The sequence below is a fragment of the Arthrobacter yangruifuii genome (assembly GCF_009192775.1).
GTDB lineage: Bacteria > Actinomycetota > Actinomycetes > Actinomycetales > Micrococcaceae > Arthrobacter_B > Arthrobacter_B yangruifuii.
This window is the reverse complement of the sequence record NZ_VTFX01000005.1, coordinates 267,616-287,667: the sequence shown is the minus strand read 5'-3', so window position 1 is coordinate 287,667 and position 20,052 is coordinate 267,616. Positions and strand designations below refer to the sequence as shown.

The window sequence follows — 20,052 nt, the reverse complement described above, 5'->3', positions numbered from 1 at the left end:
CGGCGGCAGCACGATTCGGTGGTGGATGCGCGGCGTGCGCAGGTAGCCTAGCGGGCACCCATCAGGTGTTCCAGTGCCAGCTGGTTCAGCTTCACGAAGCCGAAGTCGCGTTCCGCGGCAGCGTTGGCATCGAAGTCCTCGAAGGACGCGGCGTCGGCCAGGAAATCGGTGACGGACTCGCCGGCGGCCAGGGTCGGCTGCGCCAGTTCACCGATGCCGGAGTACTGCAGGGCTTCCTGCACCTCGGGGTCGGCGCGGAAGGCCAGGGCGCGTTCCTTGAGCATCAGGTACATGCCCATGTTGGCCTTGGCGGATTCCCAGACACCCTGGTAACCCTCGGTGCGGGAGGCCTTGTAGTCGAAGTGGCGCGGGCCTTCGTAACGCGGGCCGCCGTTCGGGAAGCCGTTTTCGAGCAGGTCCACCGTGAAGAAGGCGCTGCTCAGGTCGCCATGGCCGAACACCAGGTCCTGATCGAACTTGATGGACTTCTGGCCGTTGAGGTCAATGTGGAAGAGCTTGCCGGACCACAGAGCCTGGGCGATGCCGTGGGTGAAGTTCAATCCGGCCATCTGCTCGTGGCCGGTCTCCGGGTTCAGGCCGACGATGTCGCCGTTGTCCAGCTGGGCAATGAACGCCAGTGCGTGGCCGATGGTGGGCAGGAAGATGTCTCCGCGCGGCTCGTTCGGCTTCGGCTCGATGGCCAGGCGCAGGTTGTAGCCCTTTTCCTTGACGTAGCCGGCGACGGTGTCCACGCCTTCCTTCATCCGGTCGAAGGCCGCGGCGAAGTCCTTGGACCCGTCATATTCGCTGCCTTCACGGCCGCCCCACATCACGAAGGTTTCGGCGCCGAGTTCCGCGGCCAAGTCAATGTTCTTCAGGACCTTGCGCAGTGCGAAGCGGCGCATGGAGCGGTCATTGGAGGTGAAGCCGCCGTCCTTGAAGACCGGGTGGCTGAACAGGTTGGTGGTGACCATGGGAACCTTCAGGCCGGTCTCCGCCAAGGCGCCGGTGAAGTTCTTCAGGATCAGTTCCCGCTCCTGCGACGTAGCGTCGAAGGGAATCAGGTCATTGTCGTGGAAGGTCACCCCGTAGGCACCCAGTTCCGCGAGCTTGTGCATGCCCTTGATGGGGTCCAGGTCCGCGCGGGTGGGAGTGCCGAACGGATCGGTTCCGGTCCAGCCGATGGTCCAGAGGCCGAAGGTAAAACGGTCGGAAGGCGATGGCGTCATTGTCACGTTAGCTCCAGATGAAGTATTAGTTGGAACCAACAACATATTCTGGCTCCGTTCCCCTGTCAATGGTTCACCGACGTTATTTCGGTCGCTCGGACGGCGTCAGGCGGTTGCCGATAGCATTTGTTGCCTGCCCCAACGAACCGAATCCGCCGACGGGTAGGCTGGAAGACAACAGCATTTGGAAAGGAAGCGCAGACGTGGATAGCCGCATGACGAGCACCCCCTTGCCGGTGGGCCGCGGCGCGGACAACCTGCGCTCCACCAATCTCTCCCGCATCCTGACCCTGCTGCACCGGAACGGGCCGCTCTCCCGGGTGAACCTGACCCGGCTCACCGGATTCAACCGCTCCACCGTCGGCGCACTTGTGGGCGAGCTGGCCGCCATGGGACTGGCCTACGAAACGGATTCACCCGCCGGCCGCGTGGGCCGCCCCAGTCCGCTGGTCCACGCCAACGAACGCGTGGCCGCCGTCGTTATCCACCCCGACGTCGACGCCGTGACCGTAGGGCTTGTGGGCCTGGGCGGCCGGGTGCACCGGCGGGTCCGCCACGACACCGTCGCCCGGCCGAGCGTGGCGGACACCGTGAGCATCACCCGCGCGGTGCTGGCCGGGATGGCCCCCGAGCTTGCCGCCATGGACCGGATTGCCGGCGCGGGCGTTGCCGTCCCCGGGCTGACCCGCACCTCCGACGGCCAGGTACTGCTGGCACCGCACCTGGGCTGGCGGGACGAACCGCTTGCCGCTCCCCTGGCCGAGGCGCTGTCCCTGCCCGTCTTCGCGGGTAACGATGCCACGCTGGGCTCGGTGGCCGAGAGCCTCTTCGGTGCCGCCGTCGACACGGACAACACGGTGTATCTCAATGGCAGTGCGAGCGGCATCGGCGGCGGGATCATCGTTGCCGGCACCCCGCTGCGGGGAGCGGACGGCTATGCCGGGGAACTGGGGCACACCCTGGTCCGCAGCGGCGGCGAGCCGTGCCACTGCGGACGGCGCGGCTGCCTGGAAACGGAAGTGAACCTGGCCCGGCTGCTTCGGGTGCTGGGCCTGGACCGTGCGGACCAGGACACACTCGACGCCGCGGTGGCCGAGCAGCAGACGGCCGCGGTCCGCGCCGAAACGGACCGGCAGCTGGACTTCCTGGCCGTGGCTTTGACCAATTTCGTCAACATCTTCAATCCGGACGCCGTGGTCCTGGGCGGTTTCCTCGGCACGCTGTTTGCCTCGAACCCGCAGCGGCTGACCGATGAAGTTGCCACCCAGGCCATGGCCGGTCTGGGCCGGAGCGTCCAGCTGCGCCGGGCGGCGCTGCGTTCGGAGCTGCTGCTGGTCGGCGCCGCGGAACTGGCCTTCGCTCCGGTGCTGGCCGCGCCCCGCCCGGCCTAGGAGTCCCGCCCGGCCTAGGAGTCCCGCCAGGCTTAGAAGTCCCGCCGGACTAGGAATCCCAGCCGAACCCGAAGCGTTCGGCCCGAAACGGTGCCAGCAGCGGATGCCGGCGGCCTGTGAGGATCTCCCCGGCCACCAGCTCCCCCGCAATCAGGCCCAGGGTTGCCCCGGAATGGGTGAAGACCGTCCAGCAGCCGGGCAGTGCAGCCAGCTCTCCGAGCACGGGTTCGCCGTCCCCGGGGACCGGCTTCAACCCGGGATGCCAGCTTTGCGGCAGCACCTCCGGATGACCGGCCAGCACCCGGCGCGCTTCTTCTGCCAGCTCGGCCGGAATGCCCGGATCTACCTTCCAGCTGCCGTCGTCGAGGCGTTCCACCCGGTCCAGGTACCAGGAGGAATCCATCGCGAGCCGTCCGCCGGGGTGCGGGCGCAGGGAGATGCGCGGGGTGTTCAGCACGGCCCGCAGCCCGTGCTCCACCGGCTCGCTGATCACCAGCATCGCCGGGTCCGAAGCATCGGGCAGCTGGACGCCCGCTTCCCCGAGCACCGCGGGAGTGCCCGCGCCGCACGCGACGACGACGGCGTCGGCCGCGTACTCTTCCCCGCGGGCGGTGCGCAGCCCGCGCACCCGGACGCCGCCGTCGTCGGCGGTCCCCTCGCTCCAGGTCAGCGTGCACCGGCCCGCGTGTTCCAGCAGGGTGCCGCCGCGCAGCGTGAACTCCTCGGCCAGGTGCCGGACCAGATGCGGCAGGGACACCCAGCCCTCCCCGGGATTGGCCAGGACACGCTGCGGCAGCACGCCCGGCTCCACGCCGGCCGCTGTGTCCGCCACATCCGCGCGGTCCAGCATCCGGGCGTCGTAACCCTGCCGGGTCTGCTGAGCGTGCCGCTCCGCCACGGTGACCGGATCATCATCCCAGTACAGGCCTCCGTCGAAGGCCAGCCAGTCAATGCCGGGGTTCTGCGCCAGCAGCGTCCGGTAGCGGTCGATGCCAGCCAGGCGGAGCCGGTAATAGTCTTCCCCGTAACCCCCGCCGGCGTTCAGCCAGGACAGCGAGCGCCCGGAGGCTCCGCTGCCCACTTCCGCCTCCGTAACCAGCAGCACTTGGGCACCGCCGCGCAGCAGCTGGACCGCGGTGGAAAGTCCCAGCACTCCACCGCCCAGCACGGCTGCGTTTCGACGCGGGAAGGAAGGCATGGAGTCTCTCCTTGGGGAAGAATGAGAATGCTTTATTCTCTGCATACCTTCGCCGGTATTGTCCGGCACTTCAATCGAAAGACGGCGCCATGCATTCTTCCTCCGCTTCCAGCCCCCAGCGCCGCATCCCGGTGATTGCCGACGTCGACACAGGGGTGGACGATGCCCTGGCCCTGACCTTCCTGGCCCGCAGCCCGCGGATCGACCTGCGGGCCGTGACCTGCGTGGCCGGGAATACCGACGTCGACCAGGTCCTGCGCAACACCCTGGACGTGCTGGACCTGGCCGGGCGTCCGGACGTGCCGGTGGCGCGCGGGGCGGAGCGGCCGCTGATCAACGAGCCCCGCAACGCGCATGCCTTCCATGGGGCCAACGGGATCGGGGGGCTGCAGCTGCCGGCCAGCAGCACGCCGGCCTCGCCGCTGGCCGCCGTCGAACTGCTGCACCGCACCATCGAAGAGTCTCCGGAGCCGGTGACCCTGCTGGGGATCGGCCCGCTGACCAACCTGGCGGTGTTCCTGCGCGCCTACCCGCTCACCGCCAGGAAGCTGAAGCGGATCGTGTTTATGGGCGGGTCCGCCGGGATCGGCAATGCCACCTCGCACGCGGAGTTCAACGCCTGGCATGATCCGGAGGCGCTGGCCGTGGTGCTGGACAGCGGCGTACCGGTGACCATGTACGGGCTGGACGTCTTTATGCTGGCGACCCTCGATGCCCCGCAGTACCTGAAACTGGAAGCTTCATCGGATCCCGGGGCACGGCTCGTGGGCGAGCTGCTGGCGTCGGGCGCACGGACGCGGGCGGCCGGCGGGGTCATCGGCTCGGAACCGCTTCCCCGGGTGAGCGCGAATGACGGCACCCTGGATCCCATGACGATCGGCGACGCCGGTGCCGCCTGCCTGATCGCGGCGCCGGAGACCGTGGTGCTGGAGGATTATCCGGTGCGGGTGGAGCTCGCCGGGCACAGCCGCGGGCAGACCCTGGTGGACCGGCGGCTCATCGCCGGGGAGGACACGGTGCACGGACTGCTTGCTCCGGCCCCGGTCATCTCGGTAGCCATGGCCCTGGACCATCCCGCGATGGTCCGCACCTTCCTGGATACCGTGGCGCCGGACGAGGTTATTCGTACCTGAAGACCCCCTGCCCGCTCTTGCGTCCGAGCTCGCCCCGGGCCACCTTGTCCTTTGCGGCGGCGCGAAGCGCTCCCCGAGCACCTTCCTGACTGCCGCCCAGCACGCCCACCCGGTCCGGAACGGTGTCCGTGTTGCTAGGGGCCACGGGGGTTCTCCCTCCGGTCAAGGAAAGCCTGCATGCGCTCGGATTTGGCCTCGGATTCAAACAGGATGCCCTGGGCCAGATTGTCGATGAGCGGGTGGGCTTCGCGCGGGGCCCTGAAGGCTGCCTTGGTGAGGCGCAGCGCAAGCGGATCCTGCGCGGTGATGCGGTCCGCAAGCGCATGGGCGGCCGGCAGCAGGCGGGCGGGGTGGTGGAGCTCGGTTACCAGACGAACGGCCAGGGCCTCCTCACCGGACAGGATCCGTCCGGCCAGCAGCATGTCCTTGGCCAGCGGCTCCCCCACCAGTTCCTTCAACCGCCAGGTGGCACCGGCGGCCGCCATGATGCCCAGCCCTGCTTCGGGCTGGCCGATCTTGAGCCGGGGTGTGCCGAGCCGGAAATCCGCGGCGTAGGCCAGTTCAGCGCCGCCTCCCTGCGCGAAACCGTCGAGGGCGGCGATCACGGGCAGGGGCAGCGCGGCGATCCGGGCGAAGAGGCCCGAGTTGATGCCGGCCAGGGCATCATCACGGCGGCGTTCGCGCAGTTCGGCGATGTCCGCTCCGGAGGCGAAGACCCCTTTGCCGCCGGATTCGGTGCCGGAGAGGATCAGGACGCGCGGATGCCGCTCCAGCTCGGCGCAGACCTGGTGCAGTTCCGCGACCATGACGGCATCGATGGCGTTGCGGACCGCGGGCCGGTGCAGCTGGACGTGAACCCGGTCTGCACCCTCCGTCACCCGGAGCGTGGTGAGTCCTTCAAATGCCGCGGTCTGCTGCGGGGGTTCCGTCACGGTGCGTATCCTTTCGGTCCAGCCGGCAGCCGTGCCGCCGGTCGATTAGTGCCTCAGGACTGCCGCCGGCCCAGTGCTTCATTGACCGCCGGATCCCCGAGCTGGCTCAGCCAGGCCAGCAGTGCCGGGTAGGCGGACGGATTAGCTGCAACGGCTACCCGTGCACGCGGATGGGTAGCCAGTTCCTGCAGCCGGACCAGGGCAGTGGCCGGATCGGCGGCTTCGGCCAGCAGCGCGGCATCGGGATCAGCGGCCGGAGCGTGCTGGACGGTGTCCTCCGATGCCTCGCCCCCGGGAGCTTCCTGGTTCTCGGCCGGGGCCGGTCCCTGAGCGGGGATCAAGGTCTGGACGGGCTCCCGTACGGGTTCTCGGGCAGGTTCCTCAGCCGGAGCCTGCTGCGGGAAGGGCTGCTGTTGTGCGGCGCCGAGGTCCCCCGGCGTCGGAATGCCCGGAGCCTGGGCACGTGCCGGCATCCCGTCAAAGGCAAACCCGCTGCCGGAGGCACCGGAGGACGCCAGCGAGGTGAAGTGCGCACGCGCAGCCTTGTCCAGCCAGAGCACGCCCAGAACCACGAACGGGATCACCCAGGTGAGCAGCATGGCCAGGGACAAGACCGTGTCGATCGGCGTCGGTGCCGAGCTCCTCCACGCTGAGCTGAATCGGAAAAGCGCCAGAAGGATGAGCGAGAGGATAAAGACGGCACCGGCATAGACGCTGCCCGTCACGAAGACGGAACGGGCATCGCGTGCGGCAAGCTTCGGGACCGCTGCGGTAGCGGCAGCCAGCAGGAGCGCAAGAACCAGTCCCACGCCCCAGGCGGCCGCGCCGTCGTAATCCTCCACCAGCGTCTGTACCAATCCGATCACGATAAAGACGGTCAGAGCCGAGACCAGAATCAGGGTCAGGACCAGCACGGGGCGGAGGGCAGCGAGGCGGTCCGCAGGGGCTGCCGCGGTCCGCTCGGTGGTGCGGGCGACGGACGGAGCGGACGCCGCGGCGCCGAAGGCCATCCAGAAGAGCAGGGAGAACCCTGCTGCTCCGGGGAAGTAACCCTCCGCAATCGAATCCGCACCCATGAGTGCCAGGACCGAGAGGAAGGCGCTTCCCGCGCCGAGCGCTGCACCAACAAAGCGCCAGGGCTCGGAGCCGAGGAAGATCTTCAGGGCAACCAGCGCAAGGACCGCCACGGCAAGAAGTGCGGCAACCGACTGGAGAACCAGGAACATCCACCCCTCAGCGCCGGTGTAGTAGTCCTGCGCCCGCATGGGGAACTGGATTATCTGCGCAAAGGTGGTGAACGCGGCAAATCCCGCGATGCCCAGCATCACGAACAGCCAGCGGCGGTGGCGCGCGTGGTCAACGTCGCCGGGAGCAATTTCCGCCCTGCGGGGCTGTGCCGCAAGAAGGGCACCGGTGAGCCCGAACGTGACGGCGCTGCCCAGGTATCGCTGGCTATCCTCCTCGAAGCCCGACACCATGCTCAGGACGAAGTACACCAGCACCAGGAGAATGTAGGGGACGTTGGCCAGGAGCCGGATGTCCTGGATCCTCCGATAGCCGACCGTGGGACCGAAAACACCTGCACGCCACAGGTAAGTGATGCCCACGGAGAAGATGCTCAGGAAGGTGATCAGGAGGACGTCTACCCGTGCTCCGGCTTTGGTGGCTTCGTCGTAATCGCCAATGCCGATGGTCCAGGTCATGAACAGCGAAGCGAAGAGGGCCAGGACAGCCAGGCCGTCGCGGACGTAGTCACCGGCAGGAATCGCGGCGAAGGCTGACGGACGCCGGGCAGGCGTTGGCGTCTGGGCCTGGCCGTAGCCGCGGGGGCCGTTCCCCGGGTACTGCTGCCATTGACGCTGCTGCGGGTTCGGCTGGCCGTAAGGCGGCTGACCGGGCTGGCCGTACCCCTGGCCGTAAGGCGGCTGACCGGGCTGGCCGTACCCCTGGCCGTAAGGCGGCTGACCGGTCCGGGCATACCCCTGGCCGGGGCGGCCCGGCTGGCCGTACGGCGGCTGGCCGGGCGCTCCGGCTGCAGCGAACTGCCGATCCTCGGTGGGACCGTACTCCGGCGACCGTGGAGCCGAGGCTCCGGACCCGGTTCCGACGGCGTAACCGCACTCCGCACAGAACCGGGCTCCCGGTTCCTGCTGTTTGCCGCATTCGGGACAGAATTTCATAACGCCTTCCATGGATTCTTCAAAGTCTGTACTGCCGTATCTCCGGCAGCCTCGACTGCAGGCTCAACCGCCAGCCCGGACGCCTGCTCCTTCGTTGGCCGCGGCCGTGCCGCTACCAGGGCGCTCAAGGGAGTCGAGCGCGGTATCCGCGCTTGCAGCGACAAAGTTGCCGGTGGGCGCGCCGCCGCAGACGGATTGAGCACGTCGAAGACCGCGGCGGGAGCCTGCTCGGACCGGAGTATCGGCTGGTCAGCCGCGGCGGGAGGAGGTACAGCTGCGGGTGCCGGGCAGCGGGCCGTATCCGGGGCGGAAGTCCCGGGGCGGACCATGCCTGCCCGGCACCCGGCGTAGAACCGCCGGTGCGGCAGCAGCCCGGCACCGCTGGACATGCAGCGTTTCACAACTCCCCCAGTGGCCAGCCAGGACCCGGAAGGAGTACATGATGGTTCCCCCGAGCCAACAGACACGTATCGCCACCGACCCTAGCACGGGCCGTGTCCGGGCCATGTCCGGCTATCTACGGCTATCTGCGGGGACGGCCGGTGTCAGCGGCTGAGGGTCGCGTACACAACGTAGTTGTCATCGAAGGTCCCGGTGGCGGGGTCATAGCCGTCGCAGGTGATGAGGCGCAGCTGCGCATCGGCCGTGTTTCCGTATACCGCAAGCGTCGGAAAGTCATCCTTGCCGTACTGCTCCGCTCGGTCGACGGTGAAGGCGGCTGTGGTTCCGTCCTCCCGGGCGATGTCGATGCGGTCGCCGGGCTTCAGGGACCGCAGGCCCGCGAAGACTCCTTCGCCGCCGCCGGTGGCGTTGACGTGCCCCAGCAGGACAGCCGGTCCGCGCTCCCCCGGGGTGGGCGAACCGGTGTACCAGCCCGCCGGCGAGCCCGGCGGTTCGGGCGGAACCTCGAGGCTGCCGTCTTTGCGCAGTCCCAGCCGAAGCAGCTCGGATGCGGTGCCGGTGGAGGGGATGGAGAGGGACACCGGTGCCGACGGTGCCAGCACCGGGTCCTGATCCGCCGTCGGGGTGCCGGAAGGGCCGGGTGCAGGGGTCACGCTCGGCGCAACGGACGGTGACGACGCCGACGTCGTCGGGCTGGGAGGCGCTCCGGCCTCCGGGTCGGACGTTGCCGTGCACCCCGGAAGCAGGAGAAGCGCGGCCGCCGCGCAGGACAATAGTCCTGCGCGGCGGCCGTGGCTGGATACCGTCATGCGAATCGGCTTCAGCTAACAGCAGTCTTAGGCGCGGGCACGCCGGCGGATAACCATCGCCGCACCGCCCAGGGCCAGGACTCCGGCGCCGCCGGCTACGGCAATCCCGGCAGCGTTGCTGTTGCCGGCTGCTGCCTCCACACCGGTGTCAGCGCCGCCTTCGGGCATCGCCTCCATCTGCGACCCCATGAGGGTGCCGCAGGCGGCCGGAAGGGTCGCAGCGGCAGGCAGCGACGGGTCGAGGTCCGACATCTTCGCCGCGGCGGCAGCAGGCATCCGCGACGGATCCACGCCATGGACCACTACCACTGCGGAGCCGTCCTTCAGCGATGCAGCGGTCTCGGGCGTCAGGTCGAGGGTGCGCTCGTAGGTGTAGGCGGATCCGCCCGGGAAGCGCTCCACGGCCAGTGCGGAGTCTGCGCTGGTATCACCTTCGGTGGTGAGGGAGGTCCCGATCATCCCGTAGTACGGGTGGCCTTCGGTGGTGTTGACGACGCCGTCGCCGTCGGTGTCCGCGTCGGGTCCGGGGCACACGCCCTGGGCAGCGATGTGGATGTGCTGGGCATGCGGGAAGGCCCCGTCCATAAACGTCTCTGCTGCGCCGGAGACGTTGACCGTCACCTTGGCTTCCATGCCGTGCACTTCCACCATGGCCTGGCCGGTGGTGCCCGAGTTGTTAATGGTGTTCAGCGTGGCCTGGCTGGACCAGGAGTCCTCGCCGTGGGCCATGGCGGGGCCGCTCGAGAGGGCCAGTGCCGCCATGGCCAGGGTGGGAACGGCAAGCAGGCGCATCTTCTTGTTCATGATCGGTTCCTTCGTCGTGTGTCGGTGTGCACATCGAAATGCGTGCATCGGGCGTTAGACATGGAAGGTTCGGAGCCGATCCCGTCCCGGATGGGTCCCGGGGAAAAATACTTTCAAATGCCCGCCGGTTACTTGTCCGGGTAAAAGGAACACCACCCATCCGGCAGCAGCTTGGCTGCGAACAGAAGACATGGAGAAAACTTCACCGCCCCGCTCCACGGGGCGACACGTCGGTGCCGGCTGCCAAAGTGTGGCATTGTTCTCAGCGAACATATCCCCGCCCGCAGCCTGCGCGGGGGCCCGCCGCCGAAGGGATGACCTGTGGGAGCCCATGACTGATTCCGGGAGCGGCCCGGCGGAGTCCTCCGAAGCCGTGCACGAGGACCCTGCAGCCGGCCTGGCCGAACTGGTGCGCCGCTCCGGGAACGGAGACGAGGCCGGTTTCGCCGCTCTCTATGACGCCACCGCGGCCAAGGTGTACGGGGTGGCCCTGCGGGTGGTCCGGTCTCCGGAAATCGCCGCCGAAGTGGTCCAGGAGGTCTACCTCATGGCCTGGCAGCAGTCGGCGCGCTTCGACACAACCCGTGGATCGGTGCTGGGATGGTTATGCACCCTTGCCCACCGCAGGGCCGTGGACCGGGTGCGCCAGGTGGCCCGGGAACGGGACCGGGAACAAAACTACGAGGACCAGCGGAGCGGAACTCCCGTGGACCAGACATGGCAGGAGGTGGAGCAGGGCATGAAGACCAACGAAGTGCGCACCGGGCTGGGTGCTCTCACCCCGCTCCAGCGCGAAGCCGTGGCCATGGCCTACTACCAGGGATTCACCTACCAGGAGGTTGCCGCGCGCCTCGAAATACCGCTGGGCACGGCCAAGGCCCGGATCCGCGACGGTTTGAACAGGCTTCGGTCGGCACTGGGGGGAGGACAGTCATGAACGAGCAGAACCAGCACTTCGGGGAGCTCCATGATCTGGCCCCGCTGTATTCCGTTGATGCGCTTGAGCCGGATGAGCGTGCCGCCTTCGAACGTCATCTGGCGCAGTGCCCGCGCTGCCGGGCTGAGCTTGCCGGCTACGCCGACGTCACTGCCGAGCTCGCCGCCGGAACCGCGCAGGCTCCGCCGGCGGCCCTGCGTGCGTCGGTGCTGTCTGCCATCGCCGGCACGCAGCCGCTGCCTGCCCGGCCGCCCGAGGCCGCACCCGCCGTCGTCGTCTCCCTGGACGAACAACGACGACGGCGCCGGGGTCAGCGACTGCTGGCCGCCGCAGCCGCTGCCGTCCTGCTTCCGGGAATCGCCGTTGCGGGCTGGAGCCTGGGAGCGCGGTCGGAGCAGCAGCAGCAGGAACAGCTCTCGGCCCAGGAACAGGACCGGGAGAACCGGCTGCTGGCCGCACCGGACGTCACCACGCACCGCGTCGACGTCGACGGCCGGCCGGCAACGCTGGTGGTCTCCCGCGAGGAGGATGAAGCCCTCTTCGTCGCAGCGGGCCTGCCGGATCCCGGTGAAGGACGCGAATATCAGCTCTGGCTGCTGGAGGGCGATACCCCGATTCCGGATACGCACTTTTCCGGCGGGGACGTGGGCATCTGGCTGGGCGGGGACGTCGCCCGGGCCGGGGCCGTGGCCCTGACGGTGGAACCGGCGGGCGGGTCCACCACCCCCACCTTCCCCCTGGTGGCCGTCGCGGAAATCTAGGCAGGGCCGAACGGGCAGGGCGGGTCGCGCTGAGGCGGGCCCGCCCCGCAAGGACGGGTTAGTCCCAGAGCTACTTTGCGATGAGCTTCCGGTCCACTACCTCCATACGCAGCACGGTGGCCAGGTCCTGCACGGTCGTGGAAATCCCGCTATTGCGCTTGACCTCCTTCCGGATGGCGTCCAGCACGGTATCGGAAAGCAGAATGTCCAGCAGGGCTTCCGGCGACGTAGCCGCACGATGCTTCCAGAGATCATCGATCTTGCGGCGCTTGAGCGCTTCACGGTGGAGATAGAAAAGCTTTTCTGCCTTTTCTGCCACGCTTTCCGGTCCCAGTAGGTCCACTTCGAAGGCCATGTCCACCACTACGGGCAGACCGCCGGTCAAATGGTAGGCACGCCAGACCTGCCCGTTGGTGAGGATCATCCACTCGACGCCCTCGTTCACGGCGTACATCTGCACCTGCCGGAGATGGCGCTCGTTGAGCTTCTGGCTGATCCGCTTGACCTCGATGAAGCCGACCAGCTGCTTGTCGATCCGCACCCCGTAGTCCGCGAAGTCCTGCTTCACCATGTACTCGGTGGTCAGGTCCCGGAACTTGTCATACCCGAGGCCCTCGCAGAGCAGATCCGTCACGACAAGCCGGGTGTCGCCTTCGTTGGCGTCACGCTCCAAAAGGCTCTGCAGCGGCTTCGCGAATTTCTTCACCGCGGCTTTGACGCTTTCCCGCGCGTCGGATTCCCATTTGGGCATTTTGCTTTGTGCCGTCGCCGGCTTGATCTTGGCCACCACGGTCACAGTGCCTTCGGCCTCGCCTTTCTGCGCTGGCGCTACGTCCACCAGGCTGACCTCAACCTCGGGAACGGCGTCCGGCACAGCCGGGCTGGGTTCTGCAGGTGCGGCAGAAACTTCGACAGGCTCGGGTTCCCCGACGCCGGCAACCTCCACGGCCATCTCGGTGAACCCGAGAGGCTGGGCCAGTTCCACGGGCAGCTGCTGATGAGGCGCGGCAACGCCGAACGCGGCCTGCTTCAAAAGCCACTGGATTGTGGGCAGCCACGGCTCCACTGCTTGCCGGTCCACCTGGTCGGTGGAGGCATCCTTCAAGCGGCTGATGGTTTCCAGATCGGTGTCCGACGGAACCGGGTGTCCCCGATGGGCAGCCTCCCGCGCCCAGCCTGCGAGCACCGACAGCCGCGCCTCAAATTTTGGATCCGTCATCTTCTCCCCCTCAGTGCAGCACCCGAACTCCGCGTGCCTCTTCATTTCCTTCACACTATCGTTAGGCACCCTCAGAACCGGCGTCCCGGGACACGCCGCAGCAATCGACGCCCAAACGCACCATCCCGCCGCACAGACTGCGTGCAGCGGGATGTCCGGGGCAAGCCGGGGTGTGGCTAGCGGGCGCGGCGCGCCAGGGCCTCGGCCACGCCGGCGTCGCCAAGCGCTCCGAGCCACTCCAGCAGTTCCGGGCCGGCGGCCGGATTGGCGGCGACGGCGGGCCGGGCCAGCGGATGGTCAGTGGCCAGCTCCTGCAGCCGGAGGGGATCCGTGCCGGGATCCTCGGCCTCGGCCAGGACGGCAACCTCCGCGGGATCCACCTCGGCGGGTGCGGCAGCGGATGCGCCGCCGCTGACGACGTCGGCCGCCGGAATGTTCAGAACCGGTTCCGCATTCGAGTTCATTTCGTCCTGCATGCAGTCCTCCTTCAAACGGGCGCCTTACTAAGTAGGCTTTCCTTTATCCTTTCAGACCATGGACGCCGCAGCCCAATCCGGGGAACCGCGGGACCGCCGGGCCGGCCGTCTGCCCGGCCGGTGGATTGCCGTCCCGGGCCGGGATGCCCCGGTGCCGTCAGCAAAGATAGTTGCCGCTGCCCTCCGGGGTGCGACATACTGAAGCCTAATTCGTTTCGGATCTAGCCATCCTCAATCAAGTTTTTGCCCTTCCCGCCCCCACCGGCTGCGAGCAGGAACTAAAGGAGCTGCAAGCAGAGTGTTTCTGAAAACTTTCGGTTGGTCGTTTGTCATCACGGCCGCCGCGCTGGTCACAGCGTTCTTCTACGGTGGGGTAGAGGCCCTCATCCTCTGCGCCATCCTGGGCGTGCTCGAAATCAGCCTGAGCTTCGACAATGCCGTGGTCAACGCGCGCATCCTCGAAAAGATGAGCCCCTTCTGGCAGAAGATGTTCCTCACCGTGGGCATCCTCATCGCCGTCGTCGGCATGCGCATTGTCTTCCCGCTCGTGATTGTGGGCGTCACCGCCAGCATCAACCCCATCGAGGCCCTGCAGCTGGCCCTGGAGAAGGGCGATCCGAACCAGCCCGGCAGCTACGGCTACCTCCTGCATGAAGCCCACCCGCAGATCGCTGCCTTCGGCGGCCTGTTCCTGCTGATGATCTTCCTGGACTTCATGTTCGAGGAGCGCGAGATCCGCTGGCTGCGCTGGCTGGAAGCCCCGCTGGGCAAGATCGGCAAGGTCAACGGCGCGTCCCTGATCGTCGGCCTCGCCGCCCTGCTGGCCGCCGCCAGCCTGTCCGACGCCGATCACACCGTCGACATCTTCGTCGCCGGCGCTGCCGGCCTCATCACCTACCTGCTGGTCACCGGCCTCGGCGACATGTTCGACGTCGACGGCGACGAGGACTTCGATGCGGACGACGCCGAAGCGCGTGCCCCGAAGTCCGGCAACGGCGGTCTGGTCAAGGCCACCGGCAAGGCTGCCTTCATGCTCTTCCTCTACCTGGAAGTCATTGACGCCTCGTTCTCCTTCGACGGCGTTATCGGTGCCTTCGCGATCACCTCCGACCCCATCATCATCGCCCTGGGCCTCGGCCTTATCGGCGCGATCTTCGTCCGCTCCCTGACCGTCTTCCTGGTCCGCCAGGGCACGCTGGACGAGTTCGTCTACCTGGACCACGGCGCCCACTGGGCCATCGGCGCCCTGGCCGCCATCCTGCTGCTCACCATTGAGCTGGAAATCAACGAGGTCATCACCGGCCTGATCGGCGTCGTCTTCATCCTCGCCGCGCTGACCTCCTCGATTGTGCGCAACAAGCGCGTCGCCAAGTCGGACGCCGCCAAACGACCCGCATACACCAACTAACGAGGGAGAACCATGGGCCTGAGCCTGCAGAAAGGTCAGTCGCTGTCGCTGACGAAGAAGGACGGCGGATCGCTGAGCAAGACCCGTCTGGGACTGGGCTGGGATTCCGCCGCCCCGGTCAAGCGTGGATTGTTCGGCGGCAAGAAGGCCGCTGAGGTGGATCTGGATGCGTCCGCCATTTTCTTCGACGCCAACGGCAACGCCGTAGACCAGGTCTGGTATGGCCAGCTCGCGAGCAAGGACGGCTCCGCCAAGCACACCGGCGACAACCTCACCGGTGCCGGCGAGGGTGATGACGAGGTCATCCTGGTGGATCTGGCGGCGGTTTCCCCCGCTGTGCAGAACATCGTGTTCGTGATCTCCAGCTACAGCCGGCAGACCTTCGACCAGGTGGAGAACGCGTTCTGCCGCCTGGTGGACGATTCCACGCCCGGCAGCCCCGAGATTGCCCGCTACCAGCTGACCGACGCCGGCACCCACACGGCCATGATCATGGCGAAGGTGGGCCGCGAAGGGTCCGGCTGGAGCTTCAAGGCCATCGGCGAACGTGCCCAGGGGCGCACCGTCAAGGACCTGATCCCCACGGCAGCCCGCTCCCTCTAACCCCCGCCGTCCGTAAGGAGAGCACCTTGTCCAGCCTCACACTTTCCAAAGGAAGCAACCTTTCCCTGTCCAAGGCTGACCCCGGCCTGGAACGGGCCATGATCGGCCTGGGCTGGGATCCGCGCACCACCAGCGGCGATCCGTTCGATCTGGACGCTTCTGCCCTGCTGCTCGGATCCGACGGCAAGGTGCGCTCCCAGGATGACTTCATTTTCTACAACCAGCTGTCCGCCAAGGACGGTTCGGTGGTCCACCAGGGCGATAACCGCACCGGCCAGGGCGACGGCGACGACGAGCAGATCCTGATTGACCTCAGCATCCTGACCGACGACGTCGACCGCGTGGTCATTGTGGTGTCCATCGACCAGGCCGAAGCCCGGCACCAGAACTTCGGACAGGTCCGCGATGCGTACTGCCGCGTGGTCAACCAGGACACCGACTCAGAGGTGGTCCGCTACGACCTCAGCGAGGACGCCGCAGCGGAAACCTGCATGATCTTCGCCGAGATCTACCGGCACCGCGGTGAATGGAAGTTCCGCGCCATCGGCCAGGGCTACGCATCCGGGCTGTACGGGGTTGCCACCGATTTCGGCATCAACCTCGACTAATCTTCCCCACGACTACAAGGAGCTGAACAGCATGGCAGGTCTGACCCTCACCAAGGGAAGCAACCTTTCCCTCACCAAGACCGATCCCGGACTGCAGAAGGCCGTCGTCGGCCTCGGCTGGGACCCGCGCACCACCACGGGCGAGCCCTTCGACCTCGACGCTTCGGCACTGATGATCGCCGCCAACGGAAAGGTGCGGTCCTCCGACGACTTCATTTTCTACAACCAGCCCACAGCCAAGGACGGTTCCGTCACCCACCTGGGAGACAACCGTTCCGGCGACGGCGAAGGTGATGACGAGCAGATCCTCATTGACCTGACCGCCATGGCAGCCGACGTCGACCGCGTGGTCATCGTTGTCTCCATCGACCAGGCCGATGTCCGTAACCAGAACTTCGGACAGGTCCGCGGGGCGTACTGCCGCGTGGTCAACCAGGAAAACGACAGCGAGATTGTCCGCTTCGATCTCAGCGAGGACGCCGCACCGGAGACCTCCATGATCTTCGCCGAGGTGTACCGCAACAACGGCGAATGGAAGTTCAAGGCCGTGGGCCAGGGCTACGCCACCGGCCTGGCCGGCATTGCAACCGATTTCGGCGTGCAGCTGGGCTAGACTCGGCTTTCCAGTTACACCCTGCGGGGAGTGTTCCGCAGTCCGGAACACTCCCCGCATCCGTATACGAAGCTCACCCAAGAAAAGGCTGGACCATGACCACACCGCTGACACCCCCGGACGCCACCGAAGCCGCCCTGGTGCTGAACGCGCCGGAACCGCCCGCTCCGGTTGCTCCCGAGAGCGCCCCGGGAATGGTCCCGGTGCCGGAGGAACGCCGCGCCGAAATCGCAGCGCAGGCCAAGTCCTTCATGGACGAAGTCTCCAAGCTGGACGCCCGCAGCCCGGAATTCACCGCCCAGGTGGATTCCATCAACAAGCTGGCCGGTGCCGAAATGGTCCAGTCCGCCGGGTACTCCTCCCGCCTGCTGGACCGGTCCTCCACCTCCGTGGCCGGTGCGAAGAAATCCGGCAACGACGCGCAGAAGAAGGTCGCCACCACGCTGGGCGATCTGCGCACCACCGTTGAGGACCTGACCCCCAACCAGGCAAACCTGGGCACCGGGCGCAAGATCCTCGGCTTCATTCCGGGCGGCAACAAGCTGGCCAAGTACTTCCAGAAGTACGAGTCCGCCCAGGTGCAGCTGGACAAGATCATCAAGGCCCTGATGGCCGGCCAGGATGAACTGCTCAAGGACAACGCCTCCCTCGCCGGGGAAAAGGTGGAGCTGTGGAAGACCATGCAGACCCTGAGCGAATACTCCGTGCTGGCCGAGTCCCTGGACGCCGCCTGCGTGGAGAAGGTGGACAAGCTCAAGAACGCCGGGCAGATTGAACAGGCCAACGCCCTTGAGGCGGACGTGCTCTTCCCCATCCGCCAGCGCCGCCAGGACATCCTCACCCAGCTGGCCGTGTCCGTGCAGGGTTACCTGGCCATGGACCTGATCCGCAAGAACAACGTGGAATTGATCAAGGGCGTGGAGCGCGCCCGCACCACCACCATTTCCGCGCTGCGCACCGCCGTGATCGTTGCCCAGGCCCTGGCCAACCAGAAGATGGTCCTGGACCAGATCGACGCGGTGAACACCACCACGAACAACATGATCCTGAGCACCAGCGAAATGCTCAAGGACCAGACGGCCCGGATCCACCAGCAGGCCTCCACCTCCGGCGTGAGCGTGGAAACCCTGCAGAAGGCCTTCGACAACGTGTACCAGACCATGGACGCGATCGACACGTTCCGCTCCGAGGCGGCCCGCAACATGGAAGGGACGGTCAAGTCCCTGGAAACCACCATCACGCAGGCCCGGCCCTACCTCGAGCGCTCCCGCCAGAGCGAGTCCCGCTAGATGACGGACAGGACAGCTCCGGCGGAAAGGAGCCGGCCATGCCGGTAGGCAGATTCTTCGGCTCCCTGTTCGGCAACGCGCCCGAACCGGAACCGGCGCCGGAGCTGTCCGCAGCCGCATCGCCGTCGGGCCCCGACGCCGAACACCGGGAGACCATGAAGTCCCTGGTGAACCTGCGCACCGCGGTGCGCCGGGCCGGCAGTGCCCTGCCGACCCTGGTCTCCTCCATGGTCCGGCAGATCGACGACATCCTGGCGCCGCTGGGGGACTACGTGGGCAGCCACGGGGCGTCCACGGAACAGCGTGTGCTGTTCAATGCCATCATCACCAACTACCTCCCCACTCCCCTGCGTGCCTACGTGGCCCTCAGCGACCGAGAGCGGACCGAGACTTCAGAGGCCACCACATTGCTCGTTGATCAGCTGACCATCCTGGAAGGCATTGCCCGGGACCTGGAGAACCAGGTCCGCACCGGCGCCATTGCCGAACTGTCCGCCCACGGCCGGTTCCTCGATGACAAATTCTCCCCCTCCTCGCTGACCTTCGGAGAGCACTGATGGGAACCCTGGTAGCCGGCGCCAACGCCGCCCTCACCGGAGAAAACCCGGGCCTGACCTCCGTGCTGGTGGGACTGGGCTGGGATGTCATCCCCAGCCGCGGCCCCGCCTCCGAGCTGGTGCCGCTCACCCTGCTGTGCGGTGCCGACGGCCGGGTCCTCTCCGACGCGCACCTGGTGTTCTTCAACCAGATCGCCAGCCCGGAGGCCTCCGTCACCTTCCAGGGCGACGACGATACCGAGCAGATCGACGTTGACCTGTCCCGGGTGCCGGACGCCGTGTCGAAGATCGTTTTTGCCGTGTACGCGGATCCGGAAATGCGCGGACCCGGCACGTTCGCTGCCGTGCGCAGCGCCTACATCCGGGTGGCCCGGCCCGACGGCAGGGAGCTGGTGCGTTTTGACCTGCCCGCCGCGAACCGGGACACCATCACCGCAATGATGTTCGGCGAGCTGTACCGGCACCGCACCGACTGGAAGTTCCGGGCCCTGGGCCAGGGCTACACCACCGGGCTGCGCGGGCTGGCCGCCGACTTCGGATTCGATCTTTAGGCGATGGCCATAAACCGCTCGTCGGCCGTCCGCACCGACCTCCCCTTCCTGAGCCGCCGGGTCAAGCCGCGCGCTGCGGCTCCGGCGGCTCCCCCGGCCGCGGCCGCCCCGCGCACGGCACCCGCGGCGGCACCGGCAGCCCGGACGACGCCGGTTGCCCCGTCGGCACGGCGGACGACGCCGGGGACTCCCGCTGCTCCTTCCACTCCGGCCGCGCCCCGGACGGCTCCAGCGTCCCCGGCACCGGGTTCCCTCTCCCTGTCTCCGCCGCCGCGCCAGGCCGCCCCGGCTGCCTCACCGTCGCTCTCGCTCGGCCTGTCTCCCCGGGCCGAAGCGGCCAGCAGCCGTGCCGCTGCCAACGCGCCGGTCCGTCCGGCGTCGTCGTCCGGCGCGCCCGCCCCCGTGCGCGCGGAGCCCGTCCACAGCCGGCTCTTTCCGGCCCCGGGAATGGGCGATTTGCGCAGCCTGGACCGGCAGAACCCGGTGCTGCGCCTGACTCCGATGGAATCGGCGGTGGGCAGCCTCGTGGTTGCCGGAACCGTCCGTGCCGTGTGGGAAGGGGACGGGTACAGCACCGGCTCCGTCTCCTCCGGGGAGTTCCGGCCCGAAAACCTGGAGGGCGTGATGGTCTCCACTCCGGGCAACCGTCCCTTGGTCGGCTATGAGGGTGACCTGGCGCTGATCCCGCTGCGCCATGTCCGGAAGCTGCGCCGCGCGTTGTTTTTCCCGAAGCCGAAGCAGCCCCTGAGCGTGGGGCTCTACAACGGCAAGTCCGTCACCATCCCCGCCCGGGCCAGCGAGCGCAGCTTCTACGTTCTCTCGGTCATCCGCATCGGCGAGGTCCTGGAGCTGCGTGCCGAGGAACTCCCGTTCGGTATGGAATTCAAAGCAATCTGGGAGGCCTTCGGGTTCAGCATGACCACCCGCCTCCCCTATCAGGGCAGGTAAGGCC

General features: G+C 67.5%; 21 protein-coding genes. 12 read left to right on the top strand and 9 right to left on the bottom strand.

The features are described 5' to 3' along the window. Nucleotides 1–47 precede the first annotated feature (47 nt). The gene (gene xylA, locus GD627_RS12230) at nucleotides 48–1,229 is read right to left on the bottom strand and encodes a xylose isomerase (protein WP_425481918.1); all 1,182 of its coding nucleotides are present in this window, start codon (nucleotides 1,227–1,229) and stop codon (nucleotides 48–50) included. A gap of 215 nt (nucleotides 1,230–1,444) precedes the next feature. Here xylA and GD627_RS12225 point away from each other — a divergent pair, with 215 nt between their 5' ends. Beyond that, nucleotides 1,445–2,620: an ROK family transcriptional regulator gene (locus GD627_RS12225; RefSeq protein ID WP_152272736.1), complete on the top strand. Its 1,176-nt coding sequence runs from the start codon at nucleotides 1,445–1,447 to the stop codon at nucleotides 2,618–2,620. Between the two features lie 49 nt (nucleotides 2,621–2,669). Here GD627_RS12225 and GD627_RS12220 read toward each other — a convergent pair whose 3' ends face one another. Beyond that, entirely contained in the window at nucleotides 2,670–3,818 is a 1,149-nt protein-coding gene (locus GD627_RS12220) for an NAD(P)/FAD-dependent oxidoreductase (protein WP_152272735.1), read from the bottom strand. A gap of 89 nt (nucleotides 3,819–3,907) precedes the next feature. On the opposite strand from GD627_RS12220, the gene GD627_RS12215 reads away from it, so the two are divergent. Continuing rightward, complete coding sequence (locus GD627_RS12215; RefSeq protein ID WP_152272734.1) at nucleotides 3,908–4,951, top strand: nucleoside hydrolase; 1,044 nt, start codon at nucleotides 3,908–3,910, stop codon at nucleotides 4,949–4,951. Here the strand turns inward: GD627_RS12215 and GD627_RS16505 are convergent. The 5 genes from GD627_RS16505 to GD627_RS12195 all read right to left on the bottom strand — a co-directional run bounded on the left by GD627_RS16505 (nucleotide 4,938) and on the right by GD627_RS12195 (nucleotide 10,078). Then, nucleotides 4,938–5,096, bottom strand: a complete 159-nt coding sequence (locus GD627_RS16505) for a hypothetical protein (RefSeq protein WP_153297130.1) — start codon at nucleotides 5,094–5,096, stop codon at nucleotides 4,938–4,940. The two genes, GD627_RS12215 and GD627_RS16505, sit on opposite strands and share 14 nt — an antisense overlap. Continuing rightward, nucleotides 5,086–5,883, bottom strand: a complete 798-nt coding sequence (locus GD627_RS12210; RefSeq protein ID WP_152272733.1) for an enoyl-CoA hydratase/isomerase family protein — start codon at nucleotides 5,881–5,883, stop codon at nucleotides 5,086–5,088. The genes GD627_RS16505 and GD627_RS12210 overlap by 11 nt, the downstream gene beginning before the upstream one ends. Before the next feature lie 53 nt (nucleotides 5,884–5,936). Beyond that, complete coding sequence (locus GD627_RS12205) at nucleotides 5,937–8,063, bottom strand: DUF7937 domain-containing protein (protein ID WP_194266046.1); 2,127 nt, start codon at nucleotides 8,061–8,063, stop codon at nucleotides 5,937–5,939. A 545-nt stretch (nucleotides 8,064–8,608) separates the two neighbouring features. Then, nucleotides 8,609–9,118 carry a class F sortase gene (locus tag GD627_RS12200; RefSeq protein WP_246165476.1) on the bottom strand — a complete coding sequence of 170 codons (510 nt, stop codon included), beginning with the start codon at nucleotides 9,116–9,118 and terminating at the stop codon, nucleotides 8,609–8,611. Between the two features lie 183 nt (nucleotides 9,119–9,301). Beyond that, nucleotides 9,302–10,078: a hypothetical protein gene (locus tag GD627_RS12195; RefSeq protein WP_152272730.1), complete on the bottom strand. Its 777-nt coding sequence runs from the start codon at nucleotides 10,076–10,078 to the stop codon at nucleotides 9,302–9,304. A 331-nt stretch (nucleotides 10,079–10,409) separates the two neighbouring features. Here GD627_RS12195 and GD627_RS12190 point away from each other — a divergent pair, with 331 nt between their 5' ends. Then, entirely contained in the window at nucleotides 10,410–11,015 is a 606-nt protein-coding gene (locus tag GD627_RS12190) for a sigma-70 family RNA polymerase sigma factor (protein WP_152272729.1), read from the top strand. Further along, the gene (locus GD627_RS12185) at nucleotides 11,012–11,776 is read left to right on the top strand and encodes an anti-sigma factor (protein WP_152272728.1); all 765 of its coding nucleotides are present in this window, start codon (nucleotides 11,012–11,014) and stop codon (nucleotides 11,774–11,776) included. The genes GD627_RS12190 and GD627_RS12185 overlap by 4 nt, the downstream gene beginning before the upstream one ends. A 70-nt stretch (nucleotides 11,777–11,846) precedes the next feature. On the opposite strand, the gene GD627_RS12180 is transcribed toward GD627_RS12185, so the two are convergent. Beyond that, nucleotides 11,847–12,995: a type I restriction enzyme HsdR N-terminal domain-containing protein gene (locus GD627_RS12180; RefSeq protein ID WP_194266045.1), complete on the bottom strand. Its 1,149-nt coding sequence runs from the start codon at nucleotides 12,993–12,995 to the stop codon at nucleotides 11,847–11,849. 176 nt (nucleotides 12,996–13,171) lie between these two features. Continuing rightward, nucleotides 13,172–13,471 (bottom strand): variant leucine-rich repeat-containing protein, encoded by a 300-nt coding sequence (locus GD627_RS12175; RefSeq protein ID WP_152272726.1) that lies wholly within the window; start codon nucleotides 13,469–13,471, stop codon nucleotides 13,172–13,174. 298 nt (nucleotides 13,472–13,769) lie between these two features. Between GD627_RS12175 and GD627_RS12170 the strand changes: the two genes are divergently transcribed. The 8 genes from GD627_RS12170 (at nucleotide 13,770) to GD627_RS12135 (ending at nucleotide 20,048) form a co-directional block, all read left to right on the top strand. After that, complete coding sequence (locus GD627_RS12170) at nucleotides 13,770–14,879, top strand: DUF475 domain-containing protein (protein ID WP_152272725.1); 1,110 nt, start codon at nucleotides 13,770–13,772, stop codon at nucleotides 14,877–14,879. A 12-nt stretch (nucleotides 14,880–14,891) separates the two neighbouring features. Next, on the top strand, nucleotides 14,892–15,482 hold the full coding sequence (locus tag GD627_RS12165) for a TerD family protein (protein WP_146362705.1): 591 nt from the start codon (nucleotides 14,892–14,894) through the stop codon (nucleotides 15,480–15,482). Nucleotides 15,483–15,508: 26 nt separating this feature from the next. Further along, on the top strand, nucleotides 15,509–16,090 hold the full coding sequence (locus GD627_RS12160) for a TerD family protein (RefSeq protein ID WP_146362707.1): 582 nt from the start codon (nucleotides 15,509–15,511) through the stop codon (nucleotides 16,088–16,090). 31 nt (nucleotides 16,091–16,121) lie between these two features. Then, nucleotides 16,122–16,703 carry a TerD family protein gene (locus GD627_RS12155; protein ID WP_146362709.1) on the top strand — a complete coding sequence of 194 codons (582 nt, stop codon included), beginning with the start codon at nucleotides 16,122–16,124 and terminating at the stop codon, nucleotides 16,701–16,703. A gap of 95 nt (nucleotides 16,704–16,798) precedes the next feature. Continuing rightward, nucleotides 16,799–17,992 (top strand): toxic anion resistance protein, encoded by a 1,194-nt coding sequence (locus GD627_RS12150; RefSeq protein WP_146362711.1) that lies wholly within the window; start codon nucleotides 16,799–16,801, stop codon nucleotides 17,990–17,992. A 38-nt stretch (nucleotides 17,993–18,030) separates the two neighbouring features. Next, a complete protein-coding gene (locus tag GD627_RS12145) occupies nucleotides 18,031–18,549 on the top strand; it encodes a hypothetical protein (protein WP_146362713.1) in 519 nt (172 codons plus the stop codon). Continuing rightward, nucleotides 18,549–19,100 (top strand): TerD family protein, encoded by a 552-nt coding sequence (locus GD627_RS12140; protein ID WP_146362715.1) that lies wholly within the window; start codon nucleotides 18,549–18,551, stop codon nucleotides 19,098–19,100. Before GD627_RS12145 ends, GD627_RS12140 begins: the two co-directional genes overlap by 1 nt. Nucleotides 19,101–19,103: 3 nt before the next feature. Then, nucleotides 19,104–20,048, top strand: coding sequence for a hypothetical protein (locus tag GD627_RS12135; protein ID WP_152272724.1), 945 nt, complete (start codon nucleotides 19,104–19,106; stop codon nucleotides 20,046–20,048). The last annotated feature ends 4 nt before the right edge of the window (nucleotides 20,049–20,052 follow it).